We start from the raw sequence: 19612 nt of genomic DNA, 5'->3' as shown, positions 1-19612 counted from the left end.
ATTAGCCCACGATATTGGTCAGGACGTCGAACATGTCCTTGGTGGCCTGGATCAGGCGGGCGGAGGCGTTGAACGCCTGTTGGTAGGTGGTGAGGTTGATCAGCTCTTCGTCGAGATTGACCCCCTCCTGCGCCTGGCGCTGGGTCTGGACCTCGAGGGCGACCGAGGCGGTGGAGTCCTTGGCGCTTTCGGCCGCGGCCGCCTTGCGGGCGATCAGGCCGCCGAAGTCCGCCGCGTAGCGCAGCAGGCTGGTGGTGGAGGCCGCCTGGCCGCCCGCCGCCGAGAACTTCAAGGTGGTGTCGCCGGCCTTGGCCAGGCCCAGGGCCCCGCGGCCGTCGCCGACCGACAGCGACGGCTTGCCGGCGGCGGCCGTCAGATCCAGCTTGGCGAACGGCAGCTTGGCGGGGTTCTGCTCCATCAGGGTGTTGACGGAGAACCGCTCGCCGCGCGTGCTGCGCTCGGTGGGGCCCACGCCGAACAGCTCGGTGATCGAAGGACCGCCCGTGCCCCGCTCGGTGTCGTCGGACACCACCGACAGGGTCACCGGCGAGCCGTTGTAAGAGGTGAAGTTCATCTGGCCCTTGGCGTCGAGCGCGAAGGTGCCATAGACGCCGACGCCGCCGTTGCGGGCGTTCAGCGAGTCCAGCAGGTCCTGCATCGTGCCGCCGGCCGGGACGGCGATGTTGACGTCGCGGATGCGGCCGCCTTCCACATCGGTCAGGCGCAGGCTGATGACGTCGCCGGGCGTGAAGCCGTGCGGGTCGCTGGCGGTCAGGCCGGTCTCGTACGGCGAGTAGCCGTTCGACTGGATGATGTCGTTGAGGCCGAAGAACTGGCTGAAGCCCTTGCCGGCCTTGCTGGACGGGTTGGTCGCGTCGTCGGCGATGGCCACGCCGTTGCCGGACGAGGCGTTCAGGGTCATCACGCCGTTGCTGAACGAGGCCGAGCCCTGGCCGCCCAGGGCCGTGTTCAGCTGGGCGATGAAGTCGGTGTTGCTGAAGGTCGGGCCGGCCGCGCCGTTCACGGTCATCGTGCCGGCGTCGAAGTCGATGTCGACCCGGCGCTGGATGACGCCCGAGGAGTCGGTGATGGCGATCGTCGTCTTGCCGGTGAAGTGGTCCAGCGCGGTCGCTTCGTCCAGGCCGGTGTTGCGGCCGGCCATGGTGTTGGGCGCGGGCACCGACGAGGCGGCGTTCGAGGCGCGGTTCAGCTCCTCGGCGGCGCGCGAGACGAACTCGCCCAGCTGGTCGGTCAGGGCTGGCAGCTCGGTGTTGCGCAGGTCCAGCAGGCCCTTCAGTTCGCCGCTGGAGATGTTCAGGGCCACGGGCGTGTCGGAGCCGTTGGCCTGGATGACCTGCAGGAAGCCGGTCGCCGTGCTGGACTTCTGGTAGGAGACCACGGCCGCGCCGTCGCCGGCCAGGGCCAGGCCCTCGGTCGAGCGCACCATGACGCCGCCGTTGCTGCGCTGGCTGACCTGGATGTTCATCAGCGTCGACAGCTCGTCGATCAGGCCGCTCTGGACGTTCTCCGAGCCTGTGGCGTCGGCGCCGGCCACCTTGGCGCGGGTGATGTCGGAGTTCAGCGTGTTGATCTGCTTGAGCAGGTCGTTGACGCGGTCGACATCGGTCGAGATGCGGTTGTCGGCGTCCTTGCCCATGCTCGAGAGCGAGGAGGTGATCCGGCTGGACTCGCTGAGGAAGTCGTCGACGCGGGTCAGGGCCTGGCTGCGCAGCAGGGTCGAGGACGGATCATCCGAGGCCGACGAGAAGGCCGACAGGATGCTGTCCAGGGTCGAGAAGTAGCTGTTGTCGCCGCTGGGGTCGCCGAACAGATCCTGGGCGTTGTCCATCGCCGTGGCCAGCGCGGAGGCGCGGCTGGAGTCGGACACGGCGTTCAGGCTGGCCGACTGCAGGAAGCGGTCGGTGGCGCGCTTGATTGCGTCGATATTGACGCCCACGCCCATCCCATTGGAGATCAGGTTGGACTGGCTGACCGTCTTGCGGACGTACCCCGGCGTATTGACGTTGGCGATGTTGTCGGAGACGACGCGGAGGCCCGTCTGGGCCGCCTGCATCCCCGAGTTCGCCGTACTCATGATGGCGTTCAATGACATGCGTCGTCTCCGGCGCGCTCGGCAATCCGCGAACCGCACAGGGCGCCCTTGCCCGGCGAAACTTGCCGGGCGGGGGAGGGGTTGTAACCCTCGAAATGTGCTAAGCCATTGAAATTCATGGCATTCGGTTCCGTTCGCCGGTTATTCGGCAAGAACCATTGCGCAAGGAGGGCGCCAAGTGGGGGCGCGGCGGGGCGACGCGGCAAGCAGAGCCCTTCGAACCCCGATCGACTCGGCAAAAAGCGCCACAAAGGGCGCGGATTCAACCCGTAAACAAGACATTAAACGCAATAAATACAGACACATATCGCAATAAATGCGAGTTGGCCCGACGGTTGCTGAAGGAGGTCCGAACCCAGACGTGTTCGTCATGAACCGTCGCCCTCGATGAGCTCGGACCACGAATGACCGTGATCGCCGCCACCACCGCTCCTTCTCCCGTCAGCCCGACCCCGGCTGCCGGCGGCCAGGGTGCGGACGGCTTCGACGCGCTGCTCTCCGTCGTGACGGCGGAGGATGACGCGCCGGCCGCTCCGGCCCGCAACGCCCCGGCCAAGAGCGCTCCTGTAAAGAGCGCGGCCAAGGACGCGACCGCCGCCGCCGCCGACAAAGCCGCCGATCGCGCCGACGCCGCCAAGAACGCTGACAAGGGCGATGCGGTCGACGCCGCCGCCGCCAAGGCGATCCTCGCCAAGGCCGCCGGCGCCAAAACCGACGCGACCAAGGCCGGCGACGCCGCTGCGGACGACGCCGATGACGCTGACGCCGCCGCCGCCGCTGGTCAGGCCGACGCCGCCGCCCTGGCCGCCGCCGCGCTGGTCGCGGCGATGATGCCGCAAGCCGAGCCGACCCCGGTCGCCGTCGGCGACGCCGCCCAGGACGTCGCCGTGCAAGTCGAGGTCCCCGCCACGGGCGACCTGGCCGCCGCGGCCGCCGCCGCCCTGGCCGACGCGACCGCCGACACCGCTCCGGTCCAAGCTTCCCCGGTCGACGCCAGCCTGCTGGCCGCGCCGACCGTCGCCGCCGACACCGCTCCGGCTCAGCCGGTCAAGACGCCGGCCGTCGTCGCCGCTCCGATCGCCCAGGCCAAGGTCGAGGCGCCCGTCGCCGCGCCGGTCGAGACCGCCGAGATCGAGATCCCGCAGGAAGCCCTGCTGGCGGTTCCCGAGGTCGTCGACATGGCCGCTCCGGCCGCCAAGCCGATCGTCCAGGCCCAGACCAAGACCGCCGAGCCCGTCGCCGCCCCGGTCGTCGATGCGCCCGTCGCCGCGCCGCTGGCCGCCGTCGTCGCCGAGGTCGCCGCCCCGGTCGCCGAGGCTCCGGTCGTGGTCGACTCCGCCGTCGTCGACAGCGCGCCGCTCGCCGCCGAGGCCGCCGCGCCCGTCGCCGCCCAGGCCGCCGCCGAAACTCCGGTCAAGATCGCTGTCTCGACCTCGACCCAGGCCGACCCCAAGGCCGCCGCCACCGGCGACGCCGTTCCGGTCAGCACCGTGGCCGTCCAGGCCGCCGCCCTGGCCGACCAGGCCGGTTCGGGCAAGGGCGACAGCGGCAAGGGCGATCAGGGCCAGGCGTCGGCCGAGCTGCTGGGCGCCTCGACCGATGTCGCGCCCAAGACCGACGCGCCGGTGATCTCGACCCCGTCGAACCCGATCGCCGCCAACGCCGCCGTCACGCCGCAAAGCCCCGCCGAGGTGCGCGGTTCGCCGGAAACGGTGGCCAAGCTGTCGGCCGACATCCTCAAGAAGCTAGACGCCAAGACCACCCGCTTCGACGTCGCCCTGACGCCGGAAGGCCTGGGCAAGGTCGACGTGCGCATCGAGATCGCGCGCGGCGCCCTGACCGCCCACCTGAACTTCGACACCGCCCAGGCGGCGGCCGAACTGCGCGGCAAGTCGGCCGAACTGCGCCAGGCGCTGTCGCAGGCCGGCTTCACGGTCGCCGACAACGCCCTGAGCTTCGACGTGTCGAGCCAGGGCGGCAATCAGAACGGCCAGAACGCCTTCTTCAACTTCGGCGAGGGCGGCGACAGCCGTCGCGCCTTCACGGGCAAGGCCTTCCAGGCCGCCCTGAACGACGAACCGATCATCCTTTCCCCCTCGGACCTGCTGCCGGGCCTTCGCATGGCCAACGACAGCGGTCTGGACATTCGCATCTAGAGGCTCGCGTCATGACCACCACGACCGCTACCTCGGGCACCTCGGTCCTCGACAAGATCAACAACTCGCGCACGTCGCTCGCCAACAATGAGCAGACGTTCCTGAAGCTGCTGACCACGCAGCTGAAGAACCAGGATCCGCTGTCCCCGACGGACACGACCCAGATGACCGCCCAGATCACTTCGATGACGGGCGTCGAGCAGCAGCTGGTCACCAACGACCTGCTGGCCGCCCTGGTCGGCATGAACACCGGCTCGGGCCTGTCCGAAGCCGTGGGCATGATGGACAAGCTGGTCACGGCCGAGACCACGACCTCGACCCTGAAGGATAAGTCGGCGACCTTCGTCTACAACCAGGCCGGCGCGGCGAGCACCGAGAAGCTCGAGATCACCAACGCCGCCGGCAAGGTCGTCCGCACGATCACCCCGGAAGACATGAAGAGCGGCGACCACACCTATGTGTGGGACGGCAAGGACGACAGCGGCGCCCAGCTCGCCGACGGCGGCGCCTACACGCTCAAGGTCACGGCCGCGGGCGCGGACGGCAAGGCGATCACCACGAAGTCCGCCGGCCGCATCCAGGGCATCGTCACCGCCATCGACAACTCCACCGGCAAGACCATGGTCACCATCAACGGCACCCAGGTCGCGCTCGACTCCGTGATCGGCGTCACCAACCCGCCGGCCGCCAACAACAACACCAATACCGCCACGAACACCGACACCTCGGCCGCAGCCTAGCGACCGCTCCACCCGATGAACCGGGCGTCAGAATGACGCCGACGCGGCTCTCCCCAGGAACGGTTCCTGCAGAGCCCAAACGCAAACCGCGCTGAACCCCTCAGTCATTTGACATTCAACGCAGGAATTTCGTCATGAGCATCAACAGCGCCATGCTTTCGGGCGTCTCGGGCCTCATCGCCAACTCGTCCGCCCTGGCCGCGATCTCGGACAACATCGCGAACGTCAACACGGTCGGCTACAAGCGCACCCAGGCCAACTTCTCGACCCTGGTCACCTCGCAGAGCAAGAACGCCACCTACAGCGCCGGCGGCGTCAAGTCGCTGACCCACCAGTTCGTGACCCAGCAGGGCCTGACCCAGTCGACGACGTCGAACCTGGATCTGTCGATCGCCGGCGCCGGCTTCTTCGTCGGCACCGAAAAGCCGGAAGGCCTGACGGCCACCGACACCCGCTCGTTCACCCGCGCCGGTTCGTTCCAGCTGGACAACCTGGGCTATCTGAAGAACGACGCCGGCCTCTATCTGCAAGGCTGGCTGGCCGATCCGGTGACCGGCGACATCACGCCCGACCCGTCGGACCTGACCCAGCTGTCCTCGATCAACGTCGGCACCGTCGGCGGCACGGCCGAGAAGACCACCCGCGCGGCCGTCAACGCCAACCTGCGCTCGGAGCAGCCGCTGTCGGCCCAGGTGAAGTTCGGCGTCAGCAAGCCGTCGGTCACCGACTCGGCCGCTGGCACCGCCGCCTACACCGTGTCGTACTCGCCGACGACGACCGCCAATGTCTATGACGTCGAGATCAAGAAGGGCAACGCCGTGGTCGGCACCGGCACGGCGACCTACGCCGCCGGCGCGGGCGGCGCGTTCGTCTCGGGCACCGGCATCATGGCCACCGCGCCGATCGACGTCTCCGGCACCGGCGCGGGCACGCCCACCGTCACCGCCGCGGCCCTGGGTCTGGACACCGCGACCGACCTGCAGACCGGCAACATGTACGACGTCGCCACCAACTCGATGTCGGACTACGCCCTGGACAACACCACGGGCGTGAAGCCGGACTTCGAGATCCAGGTTCCGGTCTCCGACTCCAAGGGCGGCCAGCGCACGGTCACCCTGTCGCTGCTGAAGAGCAACGTGCCCAACCAGTGGTACGCCGAACTGCGCGCCAAGCCGGGCGACCTGGACAACGTCGCCAACGGCCTGATCAGCTCGGGCCTGGTGACCTTCACCACGGACGGCAAGCTGTCCAGCGTCGGCAACCTGTTCGGCGGCACCAACCCCAGCTCGATCACCGTGGGCGCTTCGGATCCCAACGTGGTCACCGCGGCTCCCCGCTGGGCCGACGGCCTGGGCATCGACAGCCAGACCATCCAGATCGACCTGGCCAACGCCGCCGGCGGCCTGACCCAGTACAACAGCCAATCGGTCGTGCAGTCGGTCAACACCAACGGCACCGCCTTCGGCAACCTGACCAACATCGAAGTCGATGACGAAGGTTATGTCTCGGCGATCTTCGACAACGGCGTCACCCGCCGGATCGCCCAGGTCGCCGTCGCCACCTTCTCGAACGCCAACGGCCTGAAGGGCGTGAACGGCAACGCTTACCGCGTCACCAACGAAAGCGGCACCTACAGCCTGAAGACTCCAGGCCAAGGCGGCGCCGGTTCCATCGCGCCTTCGACGCTCGAAGCCTCGACTGTTGATCTGTCGACTGAGTTTACCGGCCTGATCACCACGCAACGGGCGTACTCCGCCTCGTCGAAGATCATCACGACCGCAGACCAAATGCTTGAAGAACTCCTGAGCATTAAGCGCTGATCATAGGTCTTAACTGGGTTTAATACACGTGTTCCACATCGGCACACTAAAGACTTACGGGAGAAGCCAGGTGTTTAGGCCTTTCTTTACTATTGGAATTAAGCCGATGTTATTGAGCGGCGCCTATAGTCACCTTCAACAGTGATGGTTGTGGGAAAGGCGTAAAGCCATGTTGCAGCAGCAGCGCACGAACAGCCGGGGTGAGAAGTACGTTATCGGTCCGACCGGTGCGCCCCTTACTCTCTCCGACTTGCCGCCTCCGGAAACCCAGCGTTGGGTGATCCGGCGCAAGGCCGAGGTGGTGGCCGCCGTTCGCGGTGGTCTCCTCTCGCTCGACGAGGCGTGTGATCGTTACAAGTTGACCAATGAGGAGTTCCTCAATTGGCAACAGTCGATCGACAAGCACGGACTGGCGGGTCTGCGGACCACCCGGCTCCAGCAGTACCGCTAAACCCTTAGCGGTGCTGGGTTTTCGGTCGCCCAGCGGCCGGAAAAGCTCTCGAAGACGTTCAGCGGCCGCGCTCCGAAAGGGGCGCGGCCGCGACGTTTTGGCGCTTTGGCGAGGCCTTCGGAGGCCGATTTGTAAACGTGTCGTTTACCTTGAACTGGGTAAATCCTGCCTAGCGACGGACGCCTCCCGGCAGCCGTTGCGTGTTCCCCCGATCGGGGTTCGCTTTCTGGGGGATTGGCCTTAGTGGATAGCTTTCTGAGCGCGATACAGAGGTTCGGCGTCGGCCGGCTCGCCGCTCTGGTGGGTGTCGGCGCCGGCGTTGTCGCCATTCTCGTCGCCCTGACCATGTACATGGGCAAGGAGCCGAGCGAGCTCCTGTATTCCAACCTCGACCTGAAGGAAGCCTCCTCGGTCACCCAGGCTCTGGATCAGGCCGGCGTGAAGTACGAGACCAAGGGCGATGGTTCGACCATCATGGTGCCGCGCGACAAGGTCGCCTCGGCCCGCCTGCTGATCGCCGGCAAGGGTCTCGTGACCTCCGGCTCGATCGGCTACGAGATCTTCGACAGCAACAACGCGCTGGGCCAGACCGATTTCGTTCAGCAGCTGAACCGCCAGCGCGCCCTGCAGGGCGAGCTGGAGCGCACCATCAAGGGCTGGCAGGGCGTCAACAGCGTCCGCGTCCACCTGGTGCTGCCCAAGCGCCAGATCTTCGAGGAAGACGCCGAGCAGCCGTCGGCCGCCGTCACCATCGCCACCGGCGGTCGCGAAGCGTCGTCGGACATGGTCCGCGCCGTCCAGAACCTGGTGGCCGGCTCGGTCGCCGGCATGAAGCCGGAAAAGGTCAGCGTCATCGACCAACACGGCAAGACCCTGTCGGCCTCGACCGACGAGAGCCTGGCCGGCCAACTGGCCCAGGACCGCAAGTCCGAGGTCGAAGCCCGCATCTCCAAGACCGTCAAGGACATGGTCGAAGGCGTGCTCGGCCCGGGCAAGGCCCGCGTCAACGTCACCGCCGAACTCGACCTGAACCGCGTCACCGTCCAGGAAGAAAAGTTCGATCCGGATGGCCAGGTGGTTCGCTCGGAAAGCACCAACGAGGCCAACAACAGCGAAACCAAGAACGACGACACCAGCACGGTCTCGGCGACCCAGAACGTCCCGGGCGGCGCGCCCGGCGGCTTCCAGGCGCTGGGCTCCAAGTCGGGCAGCAACGAGAGCGTCACCAACTACGAGATCTCGAAGTCAGTCCGCACCGAGGTCACCGAGCCGGGCACCATCAAGAAGCTGGCCGTGGCCGTGGCCATCGACGGCGTCACCGCCCCTCCGGGCAAGGACGGCAAGCCGGGCGCCTACACGCCGCGCACCGAGCAGGAGCGCGCCCAGCTGGAAGAGCTGGTCAAGACCGCCGTCGGCTTCGACGCCGCCCGCGGCGACCAGGTCAAGGTGACCAACATCCGCTTCCCGCAGCCCGAGGATCAGGCCCTAGGCAAGGCCGGCCTGCTGTCGGGCTTCGACAAGAACGACATCATGCGCATGGTCGAACTGGGCATCCTGGCGGTCGTCGCCATCATGATCCTGGTCTTCGCGGTCCGCCCGTTCCTGAAGAGCATGATGTCGCAAGGCGCCAATCAGAGCGCAGGCGTGCCGGCCGTGACCCGCATGGTCACCCTGTCGGACGGCTCGACCCAGGAAGTCATCATCGACCAGTCGGGCGAGCCGATCGCCATCGCCGGTCCTTCCGGCGGCGCCGACATCGACCAGCGTATCGACATCGCCAAGATCGAGGGGCAGGTTAAGGCCTCGTCGATCAAGCGGGTCTCCGAGTTCGTCGACAAGCATCCCGATGAATCGGTGGCCATCCTGCGCACCTGGCTGCACGAGTCGAACTGATGGCCATGAAAGCCGCCGTCAACGATGTCAGCAAACTCGCCGGTCCGGAAAAGGCCGCGATCGTCCTGCTGTCGCTTGGCGAAGACCATACCCGCATCTGGGAAGCCCTGGACGACGAGGAGATCAAGGAAGTCTCCCAGGCCATGGCCGGCCTCGGCACGGTCTCGGCGTCCGTCGTCGAGGAGCTGCTGGTCGAGTTCGTCTCGGGCATGAGCTCGACGGGCGCGATCATGGGGTCGTACGAGCAGACCCAGCGCCTGCTGGCCTCGTTCATGCCCCAGGACAAGGTCGACCAGCTGATGGAAGAGATCCGCGGTCCGGCGGGTCGAACCATGTGGGACAAGCTGGGCAACGTGAACGAGGCGGTGCTCGCCAACTACCTGAAGAACGAATACCCGCAGACCGTCGCCGTGGTGCTGTCCAAGGTGAAGTCCGACCACGCCGCGCGCGTGCTGGCCTCGCTGCCGGAGGACTTCGCCCTGGAATGCGTGACCCGCATGCTGCGGATGGAGCCGGTGCAGCGCGAGATCCTCGACAAGATCGAGCAGACCCTGCGCACCGAATTCATGTCGAATCTGGCGCGCACGTCCAAGCGCGACAGCCACGAGATGATGGCCGAGATCTTCAACAACTTCGACCGCCAGACCGAAGCCCGCTTCATCGCCGCGCTGGAAGAGCGCAACCGAGAGGCCGCCGAGCGGATCCGCGCCCTGATGTTCGTCTTCGAGGATCTCTCGAAGCTCGACCCGGGCGGCGTCCAGACCCTGCTGCGCGCCACCGGCAAGGAGCAGCTGGCCCTGGCCCTGAAGGGCGCCTCGGACAAGCTGCGCGAGATGTTCTTCTCCAACATGTCCGAACGCGCCTCGAAGATCATGCGCGAAGACATGGAGAGCATGGGCCCGGTGCGTCTGAAGGACGTCGACCAGGCCCAGGTCGCCATGGTCCAGGTCGCCAAGGACCTGGCCGCCAAGGGCGAGATCATGCTGGCCGGTTCGGGCAGCGACGACGAGCTGATCTACTAGGGGAGATGGCAGCATGAACGACATTCCCCACCGCCGCTTCGCCTTCGACACCGTGTTCGACGATCACGGCGGCATGCGCGAGCCTCCGCCGCGTCCGAAGCGCAGCTTCACCCCCGAAGAGGTCGAGGCCGCCAAGGCCGAGGCCTATTCGCAGGGCGAGCGCTCGGCTGTGGCCCGCGCCGAACAGCACGCGGCCAACGCCCTGGGCGATGTCGCCGGCGCGGTGCGCGAGGCCTTCTCGACCCTGATCGCCGTGGCCCACGAACATCGTTCGGGCTCGGCCATGCTGGCCCTGGCCGCCGGCCGCAAGATCGCCGACGCCGCCCTGGAGCGCTTCCCTGAAGCGCCGGCCTCTGCGGCCCTGGTGGCCCTGGCGCGCGAGGTCGAGGCCCAGCCGCGCATCACCGTGCGGGTCGCCCACGACCTGGTCGAGCGGGTCCAGGCCGCGCTGGAGGAGACCGCCCACGCGATCGGCTTCCCGGGTCAGATCGTCGCCCGCGGCGACGCCATGGCGCCCGCCGCCTTCACATTCGACTGGGGCGACGGCCGCGCGGCCTTCGACCCGGACCAGGCCACCCAACGGGTGGTCGAAGCCCTCGAGGCGGCGATCGCCGCCGAAGGACTACACGCCGAACCCCTGCTTCCCGCTAGCGAAGGCTGATCACCATGGCCGAAGACAATCTCACCCTCGACGAATTCAGCGGGCAGATGCTCGCCTCCGAAATGCCGGTGGAGCTGTCCGACAAGATCGCCTCCGACCTGGCGCCGGTGTTCGACGTTCCCGTCAATATCTCGGCCGTCCTCGGACGCGCCCACATGTCGGTCGCCCAGCTACTGCAGCTGGGCAACGGCAGCATCCTCGAGCTGGACCGCAAGGTCGGCGAGGCGATCGACATCTATGTGAACAACCGGCTGGTGGCCCGGGGCGAGGTGGTCGTCGTCGACGAGCGCCTGGGCGTGACCATGACGGAAATCATCAAGGACGGCGACGCGGCGGGCTGAGCCTGACGCGTCAAGGAGAACAAGAACATGCGGCTTCTCGTCGTTGGTAAACTGAACGGACAGCTCTCCGTCGCCGTGAAGATGGCGATGAACACGGGCGCCAAGGTCTCGCACGTTGAATCCATCGAGCAGGCGACCCACGCCCTGCGCGCTGGCCAGGGCGCGGACCTGCTGATGGTCGAGTACTCGCTCGACATCGGGGCCCTGATCGCGGCCAACGAGGCCGAGCGGATCCGGGTGCCGGTGGTGGCCTGCGGCGTCGACGCCGATCCGATGCGCGCGGCCGGCGCCATCAAGGCTGGGGCCAAGGAGTTCATCCCGCTGCCGCCGGACGCTGAGCTGATCGCCGCGGTGCTGGCCGCCGTCACCGACGACGAGCGCCCGATGATCGTCCGCGATCCGTCGATGGAAAGCGTCATCCGCTTGGCCGATCAGGTCGCGCCGTCCGACGCCTCGATCCTGATCACCGGCGAAAGCGGCTCGGGCAAGGAGGTGATGGCCCGTTACCTCCACGGCAAGTCGCGCCGCGCCAAGGCTCCGTTCATCAGCGTCAACTGCGCCGCCATCCCCGAGAACCTGCTGGAAAGCGAGCTGTTCGGTCACGAGAAGGGCGCCTTCACCGGCGCCATGGCCCGCCGCATCGGCAAGTTCGAGGAAGCCAACGGCGGCACCCTGCTTCTGGACGAAATCTCGGAAATGGACGTGCGCCTGCAGGCCAAGCTGCTGCGCGCCATCCAGGAGCGCGAGATCGACCGCGTCGGCGGCCAGAAGCCGGTCAAGGTCGACATCCGCATCCTGGCCACCTCCAACCGCGACCTGACCCAGGCGGTGAAGGACGGCACGTTCCGCGAAGACCTGCTCTATCGCCTGAACGTCGTGAACCTGCGCCTGCCGCCGCTGCGCGAGCGTCCGGCCGACGTGCTGAGCCTGTGCGAGTTCTTCGTGAAGAAGTACTCGGCCGCCAACGGCGTGCAGGAAAAGCCGATCTCGGCCGAGGCCAAGCGCCGCCTGGTCGGCCACCGCTGGCCGGGCAACGTCCGCGAGCTGGAGAACGCGATGCACCGCGCGGTGCTGCTGTCGAGCGGCGCGGAGATCGAGGAATTCGCCATCCGCCTGCCAGACGGCCAGCCGATGGCGCCCAACCCCGATGTCCAGGTCGCCCGCGGCGCCCAGATGGCCGCCGACGCCGCCACCCGCGCCTTTGTCGGCTCGACGGTGGCCGAGGTCGAGCAGCACCTGATCATCGACACCCTGGAGCACTGCCTGGGCAACCGCACCCACGCGGCCAACATCCTGGGCATTTCGATCCGCACCCTGCGCAACAAGCTCAAGGAATACGGCGACGCCGGCGTCTCCGTTCCGCCGCCGCAAGGCGGCGTGGGAGCCGCCGCCTAGGACTGCGACATCCTTGCTCGGCGCCGCGACCATCGGTCCGGCGCCGAACATGGATAATTTCCATTAAGGAACTGGCGACCACGCGCAAATCGCTTCATGCGCGAAGAACGCTTCTAGGGATCGACGCACTGAATGGCTGACGCCGCCCTGCCCAAGACCGCCTCGTCCGTCCCTAGCCCCAAGGCTATGTGGGAGGGGATCCTGCGCGGCGAAATGGGCCTGGCGCTGGGCGTCGTGGGCATCATCGTCCTGCTGATCCTGCCGGTTCCGCCGTTCCTGCTGGACCTGCTGCTGGCGATCTCGCTGACCGGCTCGGTGCTGATCCTGATGACCGCGGTTCTGATCAAGAAGCCGCTGGAATTCACCTCATTCCCGACCGTCCTGCTGGTCGCCACCCTCTATCGTCTGGGCCTGAACATCGCCTCGACGCGCCTGATCCTCGGCCACGGCCAGGAAGGCTCGCACGGGGCCGGCGCCGTCATCGAGGCGTTCGGCAACCTGATGATGCAGGGCAACTTCGTCATCGGCGTGATCGTGTTCATCATCCTGGTGGTGGTGAACTTCATGGTCGTCACCAAGGGTTCGGGCCGGATCGCGGAAGTCGCGGCCCGCTTCACCCTGGACGCCATGCCCGGCAAGCAGATGGCCATCGACGCCGACCTGTCGACCGGCCTGATCGACCAGGACATGGCCAAGCAGCGCCGCAAGGACCTGGAGCAGGAATCGACCTTCTTCGGGGCCATGGACGGCGCCAGCAAGTTCGTGAAGGGCGACGCCGTCGCCGGCCTGATCATCACCGGCATCAACATCGTCGGCGGCATCCTGATCGGCGTCGTGCAGCACAAGATGCCGATCGGCGCGGCCTCGGCCAGCTACACCATCATGACCATCGGCGACGGCCTGGTCAGCCAGATCCCGGCCCTAATCATATCGATCGCCGCCGGCATGGTCGTGTCGAAGGCCGGCGTCGAGGGCTCGGCCAACGCCGCCCTGACCAAGCAGCTGTCGATGAATCCGGTGGCCCTGGGCATGGTCTCGGCCTCGGCCGGCGTCATCGCCCTGATCCCGGGCATTCCGATCATCCCGTTCGCCGCCCTGTCGCTGGCCACGGGCTTCCTGGCCTATCGCCGCTCGATCGACGCCAAGAAGCCGGCGGTCGTGGATCCAGCGATCGCCGAGGCCGCCAACGCCTCGGCCGAGCCCGAGGAGGAGCCGATCAGCGCCTCGCTGGCCATCGACGACGTCAAGATCGAGCTGGGCTACGGTCTGCTGACCCTGATCAACGACCTGGACGGCCGCCGCCTGACCGACCAGATCCGCGCCCTGCGCAAGACCCTGGCCACCGAGTTCGGCTTCGTGATGCCGCCGGTGCGCATCCTCGACAACATGCGCCTGGCCAATCAGGGCTACGCGATCCGCATCAAGGAAATGGAAGCCGGCGCCGGCGAGGTGCGTCTGGGCATGCTGATGGCCATGGACCCGCGCGGCGGCCAGGTCGAGCTGCCCGGCGAGCACGTGCGCGAGCCGGCCTTCGGCCTGCCGGCCACCTGGGTGGCCGACGACCTGCGCGAGGAAGCCACCTTCCGCGGCTACACCATCGTCGATCCGGCCACGGTGCTGACCACGCACCTGACCGAGATCCTCAAGGAGAACATGGCCGACCTGCTGTCCTATTCCGAAGTGCAGAAGCTTCTGAAGGAACTGCCGGAAGGCCAGAAGAAGCTGGTCGACGACCTGATCCCGTCGGTGGCCACCGCCACGACGGTGCAGCGCGTTCTGCAGGCCCTTCTCAAGGAGCGGGTCTCGATCCGCGACCTGCCGCAGATCCTGGAAGGCATCGGCGAGGCCGCCCCGCACACCAGCTCGGTCACCCAGCTGGTCGAGCAGGTCCGCGCCCGCCTGGCCCGCCAGCTGTGCTGGGCCAATCGCGGCGACGACGGCGCCCTGCCGATCATCACCCTGTCGGCCGACTGGGAGCACGCCTTTGCCGAGAGCCTGATCGGTCCCGGCGACGACAAGCAACTGGCCCTGGCCCCCTCGCGCCTGCAGGAATTCATCCGCGGCGTGCGCGAGGCGTTCGAGCGCGCCGCCCTACAGGGCGAGGCCGCCGTGCTGCTGACCAGCCCCGGCGTCCGCCCCTATGTCCGCTCGATCATCGAGCGCTTCCGGGGGCAGACCGTGGTGATGAGCCAGAACGAGATCCACCCCCGCGCGCGGCTCAAGACCGTCGGGATGGTGTAGCCTTTCTCGGAACTCTCAAGTTGCGGCGACGTTAGCTTTTGTGGGCTGGGGCTTACGAAACCGACGGAGCGTTCACATGAAGAGCAACAAACTCGCCTTTTTCGCCGCCGCCGCGACCCTGACTTTCTCGGGCGCCGCCCTGGCTCAGACCACCGCGCCGACCCCGGCGGCTCCCGCGATCGCGCCGGCCGCCACCCCTCCTGCCCAGACCGCGCCGACGCCGCCCGCGTCGCTGACGCCGTCGGCTCCGGCCACCACCAGCACCACGACGACCACCACGACCGCGCCGGCCTCTGATCCGGCCGCCGCCCAGCCCAGCGCCGACACGGCCGCGGCTCCGACCTCGGCCACCGTGGCCACCGACTTCAAGGTCGGCACCGAGGTCAAGGATGCAGGCGGCGTCAGCATCGGCACGATTTCGGGCACCAGCGCCGCCGCTGACGGCTCGACCAATGTCGTCATCACCAATGGCGGCGTGAAGTTCGCCCTGCCGGGCAACAGCCTGTCGACCAACGCCGGCGTGACCAGCACCACGGCCACGAAGGCGCAGATCGACGCCACCCTGGCGGGCGCCAAGCCCAAGTAACCTTTATACGTCTCAAAGCTATGGCCCGCCCGGCATTGCCGAGCGGGCCTAGCGCTGCTAGCGATGCGCCCAAGGTGGCGATTTCTCTCGCCGATTTCGGGTGTGTCGTATGCCTCCGGCCAAGCAAGCCAAGTCCAGCGGTTCCCTGTTCTGGGACCTTCTGACCTTCGACCGGCTCGTGACCGGTCCGGTGATTCACCTGATCTATTGGGCCGGCCTGGGCGTCGTGGCCCTTTTCGCGTTTTCCGTGGTCGGCGCCGCCGTCGGCCTGGCCCTGAAGGAGCCCGGCGTCGGTTCGCTGCTGCTGGCCTTCCCGGTGCTGATCGCGGGCCTGCTGGTCGCCGGCGCCATGGTGCTGCTGTGGCGCGCCTTCTGCGAATTCTACGTCGCCATCTTCCGGATCAGCGAAGACCTGCGCGCCCTGCGCCAGACCAGCGACGCCGATCACGCCGCGTTCCGCCAGCGCGCCTCAACGCCGCCGCCCGCGCCGCGTCAGGGGTGATAGCGGGCGCCTAGGCGCCGTGCGTGCCGGTGCGGCGCAGGCCCAGCTCGTCCAGCTGAGCGGCTTCGAACTTGCCCATCTTCTTGGCCTGGGCGACCTTGGCCGCCTCGGCGACGTGCTCATATTTTTTCAGCGCCTCGAAGGCCTGGGACAGCGCGTCACGGGCGCCCTGTTCCTCGATCTGGCATTGCTCGATCTGTAGCAGCATCTCGCTGCGACGGCGCTTGGAGCCCTCGCGGTAGCCGATCATGTACCAGCCGGCGCTGGCGTCGCCCTCGGCCTGCTTGGCTTCCGCCTCGGCCTCGGCGTCCAGCATGGCCACGCGCAGCTCGGCGGCCATGCGCTTTTCCACGATGTCGGCGAGGCGCTTTTGCAGCGTCTCGACCTCGTGGGTCGAGATGCGGATCAGCGAGGCGGCCCACTTGGTCATCCGTGGTCACTTTCAAGGATACTGCCCAGGTGGCCGAAGGAGTCGTCGAGGCTGGTGGCCTCCTCCTTGTCCTGGCTGAGGAACTCTTCGATCGCCGGGTTCAGGCGAATGGCGCGGTCGACGATCGGATCGGCCCCGGCGCGGTAGGCGCCGATGCGGATCAGCTCTTCCATGTTGGCGTAGGCCGCCATCACCTGGCGGGCGCCCTTCACGATGGCGCGCTCATGATCGTACTGGCAGCCCGGCATGGTCCGACTAATGGACTTGAGCACGTTAATGGCGGGGAAACGGCCACGCTCGGCGATGGCGCGTTCCATGACGATGTGGCCGTCCAGGATGCCGCGCGTGGCGTCGGCGATCGGCTCGTTGTGGTCGTCGCCGTCCACCAGCACGGTGAAGAGCGCGGTGATCGGGGCGGCCGTGGTGCCGTCGGGACGGATCGGGCCGGGACCGGCGCGCTCGAGCAGCTTGGGCAGCTCGGTGAAGACGGTGGGCGTATAGCCCTTGGTGGTCGGCGGCTCGCCGGCGGCCAGGCCGATCTCGCGCTGCGCCATGGCGAAGCGGGTGACCGAGTCCATCAGGCACAGCACTTCCTGGTCCTGATCGCGCAGATATTCGCAGATCGCCAGGGTCATGTAGGCGGCCTGGCGGCGGGTCAGGGCCGGCTCGTCCGAGGTGGCGACCACCACGACGGCGCGGCGCAGGCCTTCCTCGCCCAAGGTCTCTTCCACGAACTCCCGGACCTCGCGGCCGCGCTCGCCGATCAGCCCCACCACGACCGCGTCGCAGGTGGCTTCCTTGGCCAGCATCGACAGCAGCACCGACTTGCCCACGCCCGAACCGGCGAAGATGCCCAGGCGCTGGCCGCGGCAGGTGGTGGTGAAGACGTTCATCGACCGCACGCCCAGGTCCAGGCGCTCGCCGACGCGACCGCGCGCGTGGGCGGGCGGCGGCGGGGTCTTCAGGGGATAGGGGACCTCGCCCTGGGGCAACGGGCCCAGGCCGTCGATGGGTTCGCCGAAGGCGTTGATGATGCGGCCCAGCCAGGCCTTGGTCGGGCGCACGGTGGCGCCTTCGGGCATGATGCGGATCTCGGCGCCGGGGGCCACGCCCTCGACGGGGCCGAAGGGCATCAGCAGGGCGCGGGTCTCGCGGAAGCCGACCACCTCGGCGGGCAGCACGGGCAGGCCCAGCCGATCGATCTCGACCCGGGCCCCGACCGCCAGTCGCGTCAGACCGCCGCGCGCCTCGATCAGGAGGCCGTTCACGGCGGCGACGCGACCGGAAATGGTCAGCGGATCGATACGTTCGATAGCGGCGATCAGGCTACGCAAATCGGCTCCTAAAACAGAGCCGTCAGACTCGGCCAACAGGGTTAACCGGGTGTGAAACTAGCCCTTGGGTGCGACCAAATGGGCCGTGAAAAAACCGACGACCGCGGCGTTGAAATCCCGGTGAAACGCGGCGCGATCGAAGCCTGGATTGCTGTCGCAGATGGTCTTGGTCTCGGGGGCGTCCTTATTGACGCAGGGCTGCAGGAAATCGAAATGCCCGGCGTTGTCGACGACATGGTAGTCGGGCCGCTTGGGCAGGGCCTTCAGCACCGCCGTGGCGTAGTAGGGATCGGGCAGGATCTTGTCGTCGCCCGCGCGCCACAGCTGGATCGGCATGGTCAGCTTGCTGAGGTCGCTGAACGCATAGCCCATGGCCGGCGCGGCCGAGACCACGGCCTTGATCCGCGGATCGACGACCCAGGCGGCGCTCAGCGCGCCGGTCGACGGCGGCCGGCTGGCGGTGAGCTTGCAGTCGAAGAAGGCGGGGTGGGCCAGGCAGTGGAGTGGGACGCGGGCCAGGCTGGGCTTGCCGCCCGCCGCCGCCAGCACCGTGAAGCCGCCCGACGAGAAGCCGAACGCTCCGACCTTGGCCGGATCGAGGGCCGCGTGCAGGGACGAATCCTTGAGCATGTAGTCGATCAGCACTGACAGCTGGCGGGGTCGGTTGGCCATGTCGGTGGCGCGGCTCTGGTCTTGGTAGTTGTCGCCGGTGTGGGTCAGGGCGGCGACCACGAAGCCGGCTTCGGCCAGAGCCTGGGCGGTGTCGGCGTGGCCGGCGAAGACGCCGCCATTGCCGTGCGACATGACGATCAGCGGCAGATGGCCGCCGACCAGCGGCGCGCCATAGGCGGCGGTCTGCTGACCCAGGCCCATCGGCATCGTCTTGCCCGGGGTGTTGGTGGGATACCAGATGCCGACCGTGATCGGCGGGCCTTGCGGGTCCGGCGCCTGGACCACGATGAAGCCGGCGGTCGCCGCCAGGGACGGCGAGGCCAGGGCCAGGGCCGCCAGAAGGGCGAGCAGGAGAGAGCGAAGCGACATGGACATCCTCGACTGTTGAAGCGATGTCGACGGGATGGGCCGCCTTGCCGACCTTCGCCACGGCCGCTTCGCGAATGGGCGAACGGGTTCGCGATCCGGCGACCTGCGCTATAGAACGACATGGCTTCGCAACCGCCGTCATTGGGAACCGCCCGCGAATGGGCGATCGAGCTGGCCGTCGGCGCCGGGCTGGGCGTCTTCCTGGGCGTGATCGGCCCCTTCGGCAGCTTCACGAACGGCGGCGCCTCACCGCGCATCCTGCACTTCGTGGCCTGCTTCCTGGTGGGGACGGCAATCTTCGGTCTGCTGCGGCGGCTGGTCGCCGCTTGGGCTCGGCGAGCGGGCGTGCCGGTATGGCTGGCCTTGATCGCGGCCGTGGTGATCGGCTGCGCGCCGCTGTCGCTCTTCGTGGGTTGGATGGTGACGAGGATATGGCCGTTCCTGACCGGCCGACTGTCGCCGTTGGACATGTATGGCCAGTGCCTGATGCTCTCGGCCCCGGTGCTGCTCTACATGTTCTTTCGCGAAGGCGTCTTCAAACGACCCCCGCCGTTGCCCGAGGTCGTCGAGGTCGCGTCGGATGTGCGGCCCCTGACGGGCGAGGTGATCTGCCTGCGGATGGAGGATCACTATGTCCGCGTCCACACCGCCGGCGGCTCGCGCCTGGTGCCTGGTCCGTTCGAGCGGGTGATCGCCGGGCTGGGCGACGGGCAGGGCATGAAGGTTCACCGTTCCTGGTGGGTGTCGCGCGCCGCCGTCGAGGCCGTCGAGGTCGATGGCCGCAACCTCAAGCTTCGCCTTTCGAACGGTCTGCGGGCGCCGGTTTCGCGCGCCTCGGTGGCCAAGCTTCGGCAAGTCGGCTGGCTGCCGGCCGAGACCTAGGTTT

At 67.8% G+C, this 19612-nt stretch carries 17 protein-coding genes; 13 read left to right on the top strand and 4 right to left on the bottom strand.

From position 1 onward, the window contains the following. Nucleotide 1 precedes the first annotated feature (1 nt). Nucleotides 2-2113 carry a flagellar hook-associated protein FlgK gene (gene flgK, locus AC1RUS_RS09900; protein ID WP_492915530.1) on the bottom strand — a complete coding sequence of 704 codons (2112 nt, stop codon included), beginning with the start codon at nt 2111-2113 and terminating at the stop codon, nt 2-4. Between the two features lie 404 nt (nt 2114-2517). Here flgK and AC1RUS_RS09895 point away from each other — a divergent pair, with 404 nt between their 5' ends. The 12 genes from AC1RUS_RS09895 to AC1RUS_RS09840 all read left to right on the top strand — a co-directional run bounded on the left by AC1RUS_RS09895 (nt 2518) and on the right by AC1RUS_RS09840 (nt 15921). After that, nucleotides 2518-4269: a flagellar hook-length control protein FliK gene (locus tag AC1RUS_RS09895; RefSeq protein ID WP_492915528.1), complete on the top strand. Its 1752-nt coding sequence runs from the start codon at nt 2518-2520 to the stop codon at nt 4267-4269. Between the two features lie 11 nt (nt 4270-4280). Then, complete coding sequence (locus AC1RUS_RS09890) at nt 4281-5009, top strand: flagellar hook assembly protein FlgD (protein ID WP_492915526.1); 729 nt, start codon at nt 4281-4283, stop codon at nt 5007-5009. A 134-nt stretch (nt 5010-5143) separates the two neighbouring features. Beyond that, nucleotides 5144-6829, top strand: coding sequence for a flagellar hook protein FlgE (gene flgE, locus AC1RUS_RS09885; protein WP_492915524.1), 1686 nt, complete (start codon nt 5144-5146; stop codon nt 6827-6829). A 169-nt stretch (nt 6830-6998) separates the two neighbouring features. Continuing rightward, nucleotides 6999-7280, top strand: coding sequence for a CtrA inhibitor SciP (sciP, locus tag AC1RUS_RS09880; protein ID WP_062148715.1), 282 nt, complete (start codon nt 6999-7001; stop codon nt 7278-7280). 243 nt (nt 7281-7523) lie between these two features. After that, nucleotides 7524-9173 (top strand): flagellar basal-body MS-ring/collar protein FliF, encoded by a 1650-nt coding sequence (fliF, locus tag AC1RUS_RS09875; protein WP_492915521.1) that lies wholly within the window; start codon nt 7524-7526, stop codon nt 9171-9173. Continuing rightward, a complete protein-coding gene (fliG, locus tag AC1RUS_RS09870) occupies nt 9173-10195 on the top strand; it encodes a flagellar motor switch protein FliG (RefSeq protein WP_492915519.1) in 1023 nt (340 codons plus the stop codon). Before fliF ends, fliG begins: the two co-directional genes overlap by 1 nt. 13 nt (nt 10196-10208) lie before the next feature. Then, a complete protein-coding gene (locus AC1RUS_RS09865) occupies nt 10209-10856 on the top strand; it encodes a FliH/SctL family protein (protein WP_492915517.1) in 648 nt (215 codons plus the stop codon). Nucleotides 10857-10861: 5 nt separating this feature from the next. After that, the gene (fliN, locus tag AC1RUS_RS09860) at nt 10862-11197 is read left to right on the top strand and encodes a flagellar motor switch protein FliN (RefSeq protein WP_492915515.1); all 336 of its coding nucleotides are present in this window, start codon (nt 10862-10864) and stop codon (nt 11195-11197) included. Nucleotides 11198-11224: 27 nt separating this feature from the next. Beyond that, nucleotides 11225-12592, top strand: coding sequence for a sigma-54-dependent transcriptional regulator FlbD (flbD, locus tag AC1RUS_RS09855; protein ID WP_492915513.1), 1368 nt, complete (start codon nt 11225-11227; stop codon nt 12590-12592). 132 nt (nt 12593-12724) lie between these two features. After that, nucleotides 12725-14833, top strand: coding sequence for a flagellar biosynthesis protein FlhA (flhA, locus tag AC1RUS_RS09850; RefSeq protein ID WP_492915511.1), 2109 nt, complete (start codon nt 12725-12727; stop codon nt 14831-14833). Between the two features lie 76 nt (nt 14834-14909). Further along, nucleotides 14910-15419: a hypothetical protein gene (locus tag AC1RUS_RS09845; protein WP_492915509.1), complete on the top strand. Its 510-nt coding sequence runs from the start codon at nt 14910-14912 to the stop codon at nt 15417-15419. Nucleotides 15420-15528: 109 nt separating this feature from the next. Beyond that, on the top strand, nt 15529-15921 hold the full coding sequence (locus tag AC1RUS_RS09840; protein WP_492915507.1) for a DUF4282 domain-containing protein: 393 nt from the start codon (nt 15529-15531) through the stop codon (nt 15919-15921). Between the two features lie 10 nt (nt 15922-15931). Here the strand turns inward: AC1RUS_RS09840 and AC1RUS_RS09835 are convergent, their stop codons facing one another. From AC1RUS_RS09835 to AC1RUS_RS09825, 3 genes are read right to left on the bottom strand one after another with little or no spacing between them, the layout of a single operon-like run. Beyond that, entirely contained in the window at nt 15932-16351 is a 420-nt protein-coding gene (locus tag AC1RUS_RS09835; RefSeq protein WP_492915505.1) for a flagellar export protein FliJ, read from the bottom strand. Beyond that, nucleotides 16348-17685, bottom strand: a complete 1338-nt coding sequence (gene fliI, locus AC1RUS_RS09830; RefSeq protein WP_492915503.1) for a flagellar protein export ATPase FliI — start codon at nt 17683-17685, stop codon at nt 16348-16350. The genes AC1RUS_RS09835 and fliI overlap by 4 nt, the downstream gene beginning before the upstream one ends. A gap of 57 nt (nt 17686-17742) precedes the next feature. Then, complete coding sequence (locus tag AC1RUS_RS09825; RefSeq protein ID WP_492915501.1) at nt 17743-18726, bottom strand: alpha/beta hydrolase family protein; 984 nt, start codon at nt 18724-18726, stop codon at nt 17743-17745. Between the two features lie 120 nt (nt 18727-18846). Between AC1RUS_RS09825 and AC1RUS_RS09820 the strand changes: the two genes are divergently transcribed. After that, nucleotides 18847-19608 (top strand): LytTR family DNA-binding domain-containing protein, encoded by a 762-nt coding sequence (locus AC1RUS_RS09820; protein ID WP_492915499.1) that lies wholly within the window; start codon nt 18847-18849, stop codon nt 19606-19608. Nucleotides 19609-19612: the final 4 nt, after the last annotated feature.

The organism is Caulobacter sp. GW821-FHT10F06, assembly GCF_058809215.1.
Note: the sequence above shows the minus strand (reverse complement) of the source record. Positions and strands in the feature narration are given on the sequence as shown.

Coding starts and splice junctions, on each gene's coding strand:
- AC1RUS_RS09835 (WP_492915505.1), bottom strand. CDS start 16,351: ATGACCAAGTGGGCCGCCTCGCTGATCCGCATCTCGACCCACGAGGTC.
- AC1RUS_RS09890 (WP_492915526.1), top strand. CDS start 4,281: ATGACCACCACGACCGCTACCTCGGGCACCTCGGTCCTCGACAAGATC.
- flbD (WP_492915513.1), top strand. CDS start 11,225: ATGCGGCTTCTCGTCGTTGGTAAACTGAACGGACAGCTCTCCGTCGCC.
- AC1RUS_RS09845 (WP_492915509.1), top strand. CDS start 14,910: ATGAAGAGCAACAAACTCGCCTTTTTCGCCGCCGCCGCGACCCTGACT.
- AC1RUS_RS09895 (WP_492915528.1), top strand. CDS start 2,518: ATGACCGTGATCGCCGCCACCACCGCTCCTTCTCCCGTCAGCCCGACC.
- sciP (WP_062148715.1), top strand. CDS start 6,999: ATGTTGCAGCAGCAGCGCACGAACAGCCGGGGTGAGAAGTACGTTATC.
- AC1RUS_RS09825 (WP_492915501.1), bottom strand. CDS start 18,726: ATGTCGCTTCGCTCTCTCCTGCTCGCCCTTCTGGCGGCCCTGGCCCTG.
- AC1RUS_RS09820 (WP_492915499.1), top strand. CDS start 18,847: ATGGCTTCGCAACCGCCGTCATTGGGAACCGCCCGCGAATGGGCGATC.
- fliN (WP_492915515.1), top strand. CDS start 10,862: ATGGCCGAAGACAATCTCACCCTCGACGAATTCAGCGGGCAGATGCTC.
- flhA (WP_492915511.1), top strand. CDS start 12,725: ATGGCTGACGCCGCCCTGCCCAAGACCGCCTCGTCCGTCCCTAGCCCC.
- fliG (WP_492915519.1), top strand. CDS start 9,173: ATGGCCATGAAAGCCGCCGTCAACGATGTCAGCAAACTCGCCGGTCCG.
- flgE (WP_492915524.1), top strand. CDS start 5,144: ATGAGCATCAACAGCGCCATGCTTTCGGGCGTCTCGGGCCTCATCGCC.
- AC1RUS_RS09840 (WP_492915507.1), top strand. CDS start 15,529: ATGCCTCCGGCCAAGCAAGCCAAGTCCAGCGGTTCCCTGTTCTGGGAC.
- AC1RUS_RS09865 (WP_492915517.1), top strand. CDS start 10,209: ATGAACGACATTCCCCACCGCCGCTTCGCCTTCGACACCGTGTTCGAC.
- flgK (WP_492915530.1), bottom strand. CDS start 2,113: ATGTCATTGAACGCCATCATGAGTACGGCGAACTCGGGGATGCAGGCG.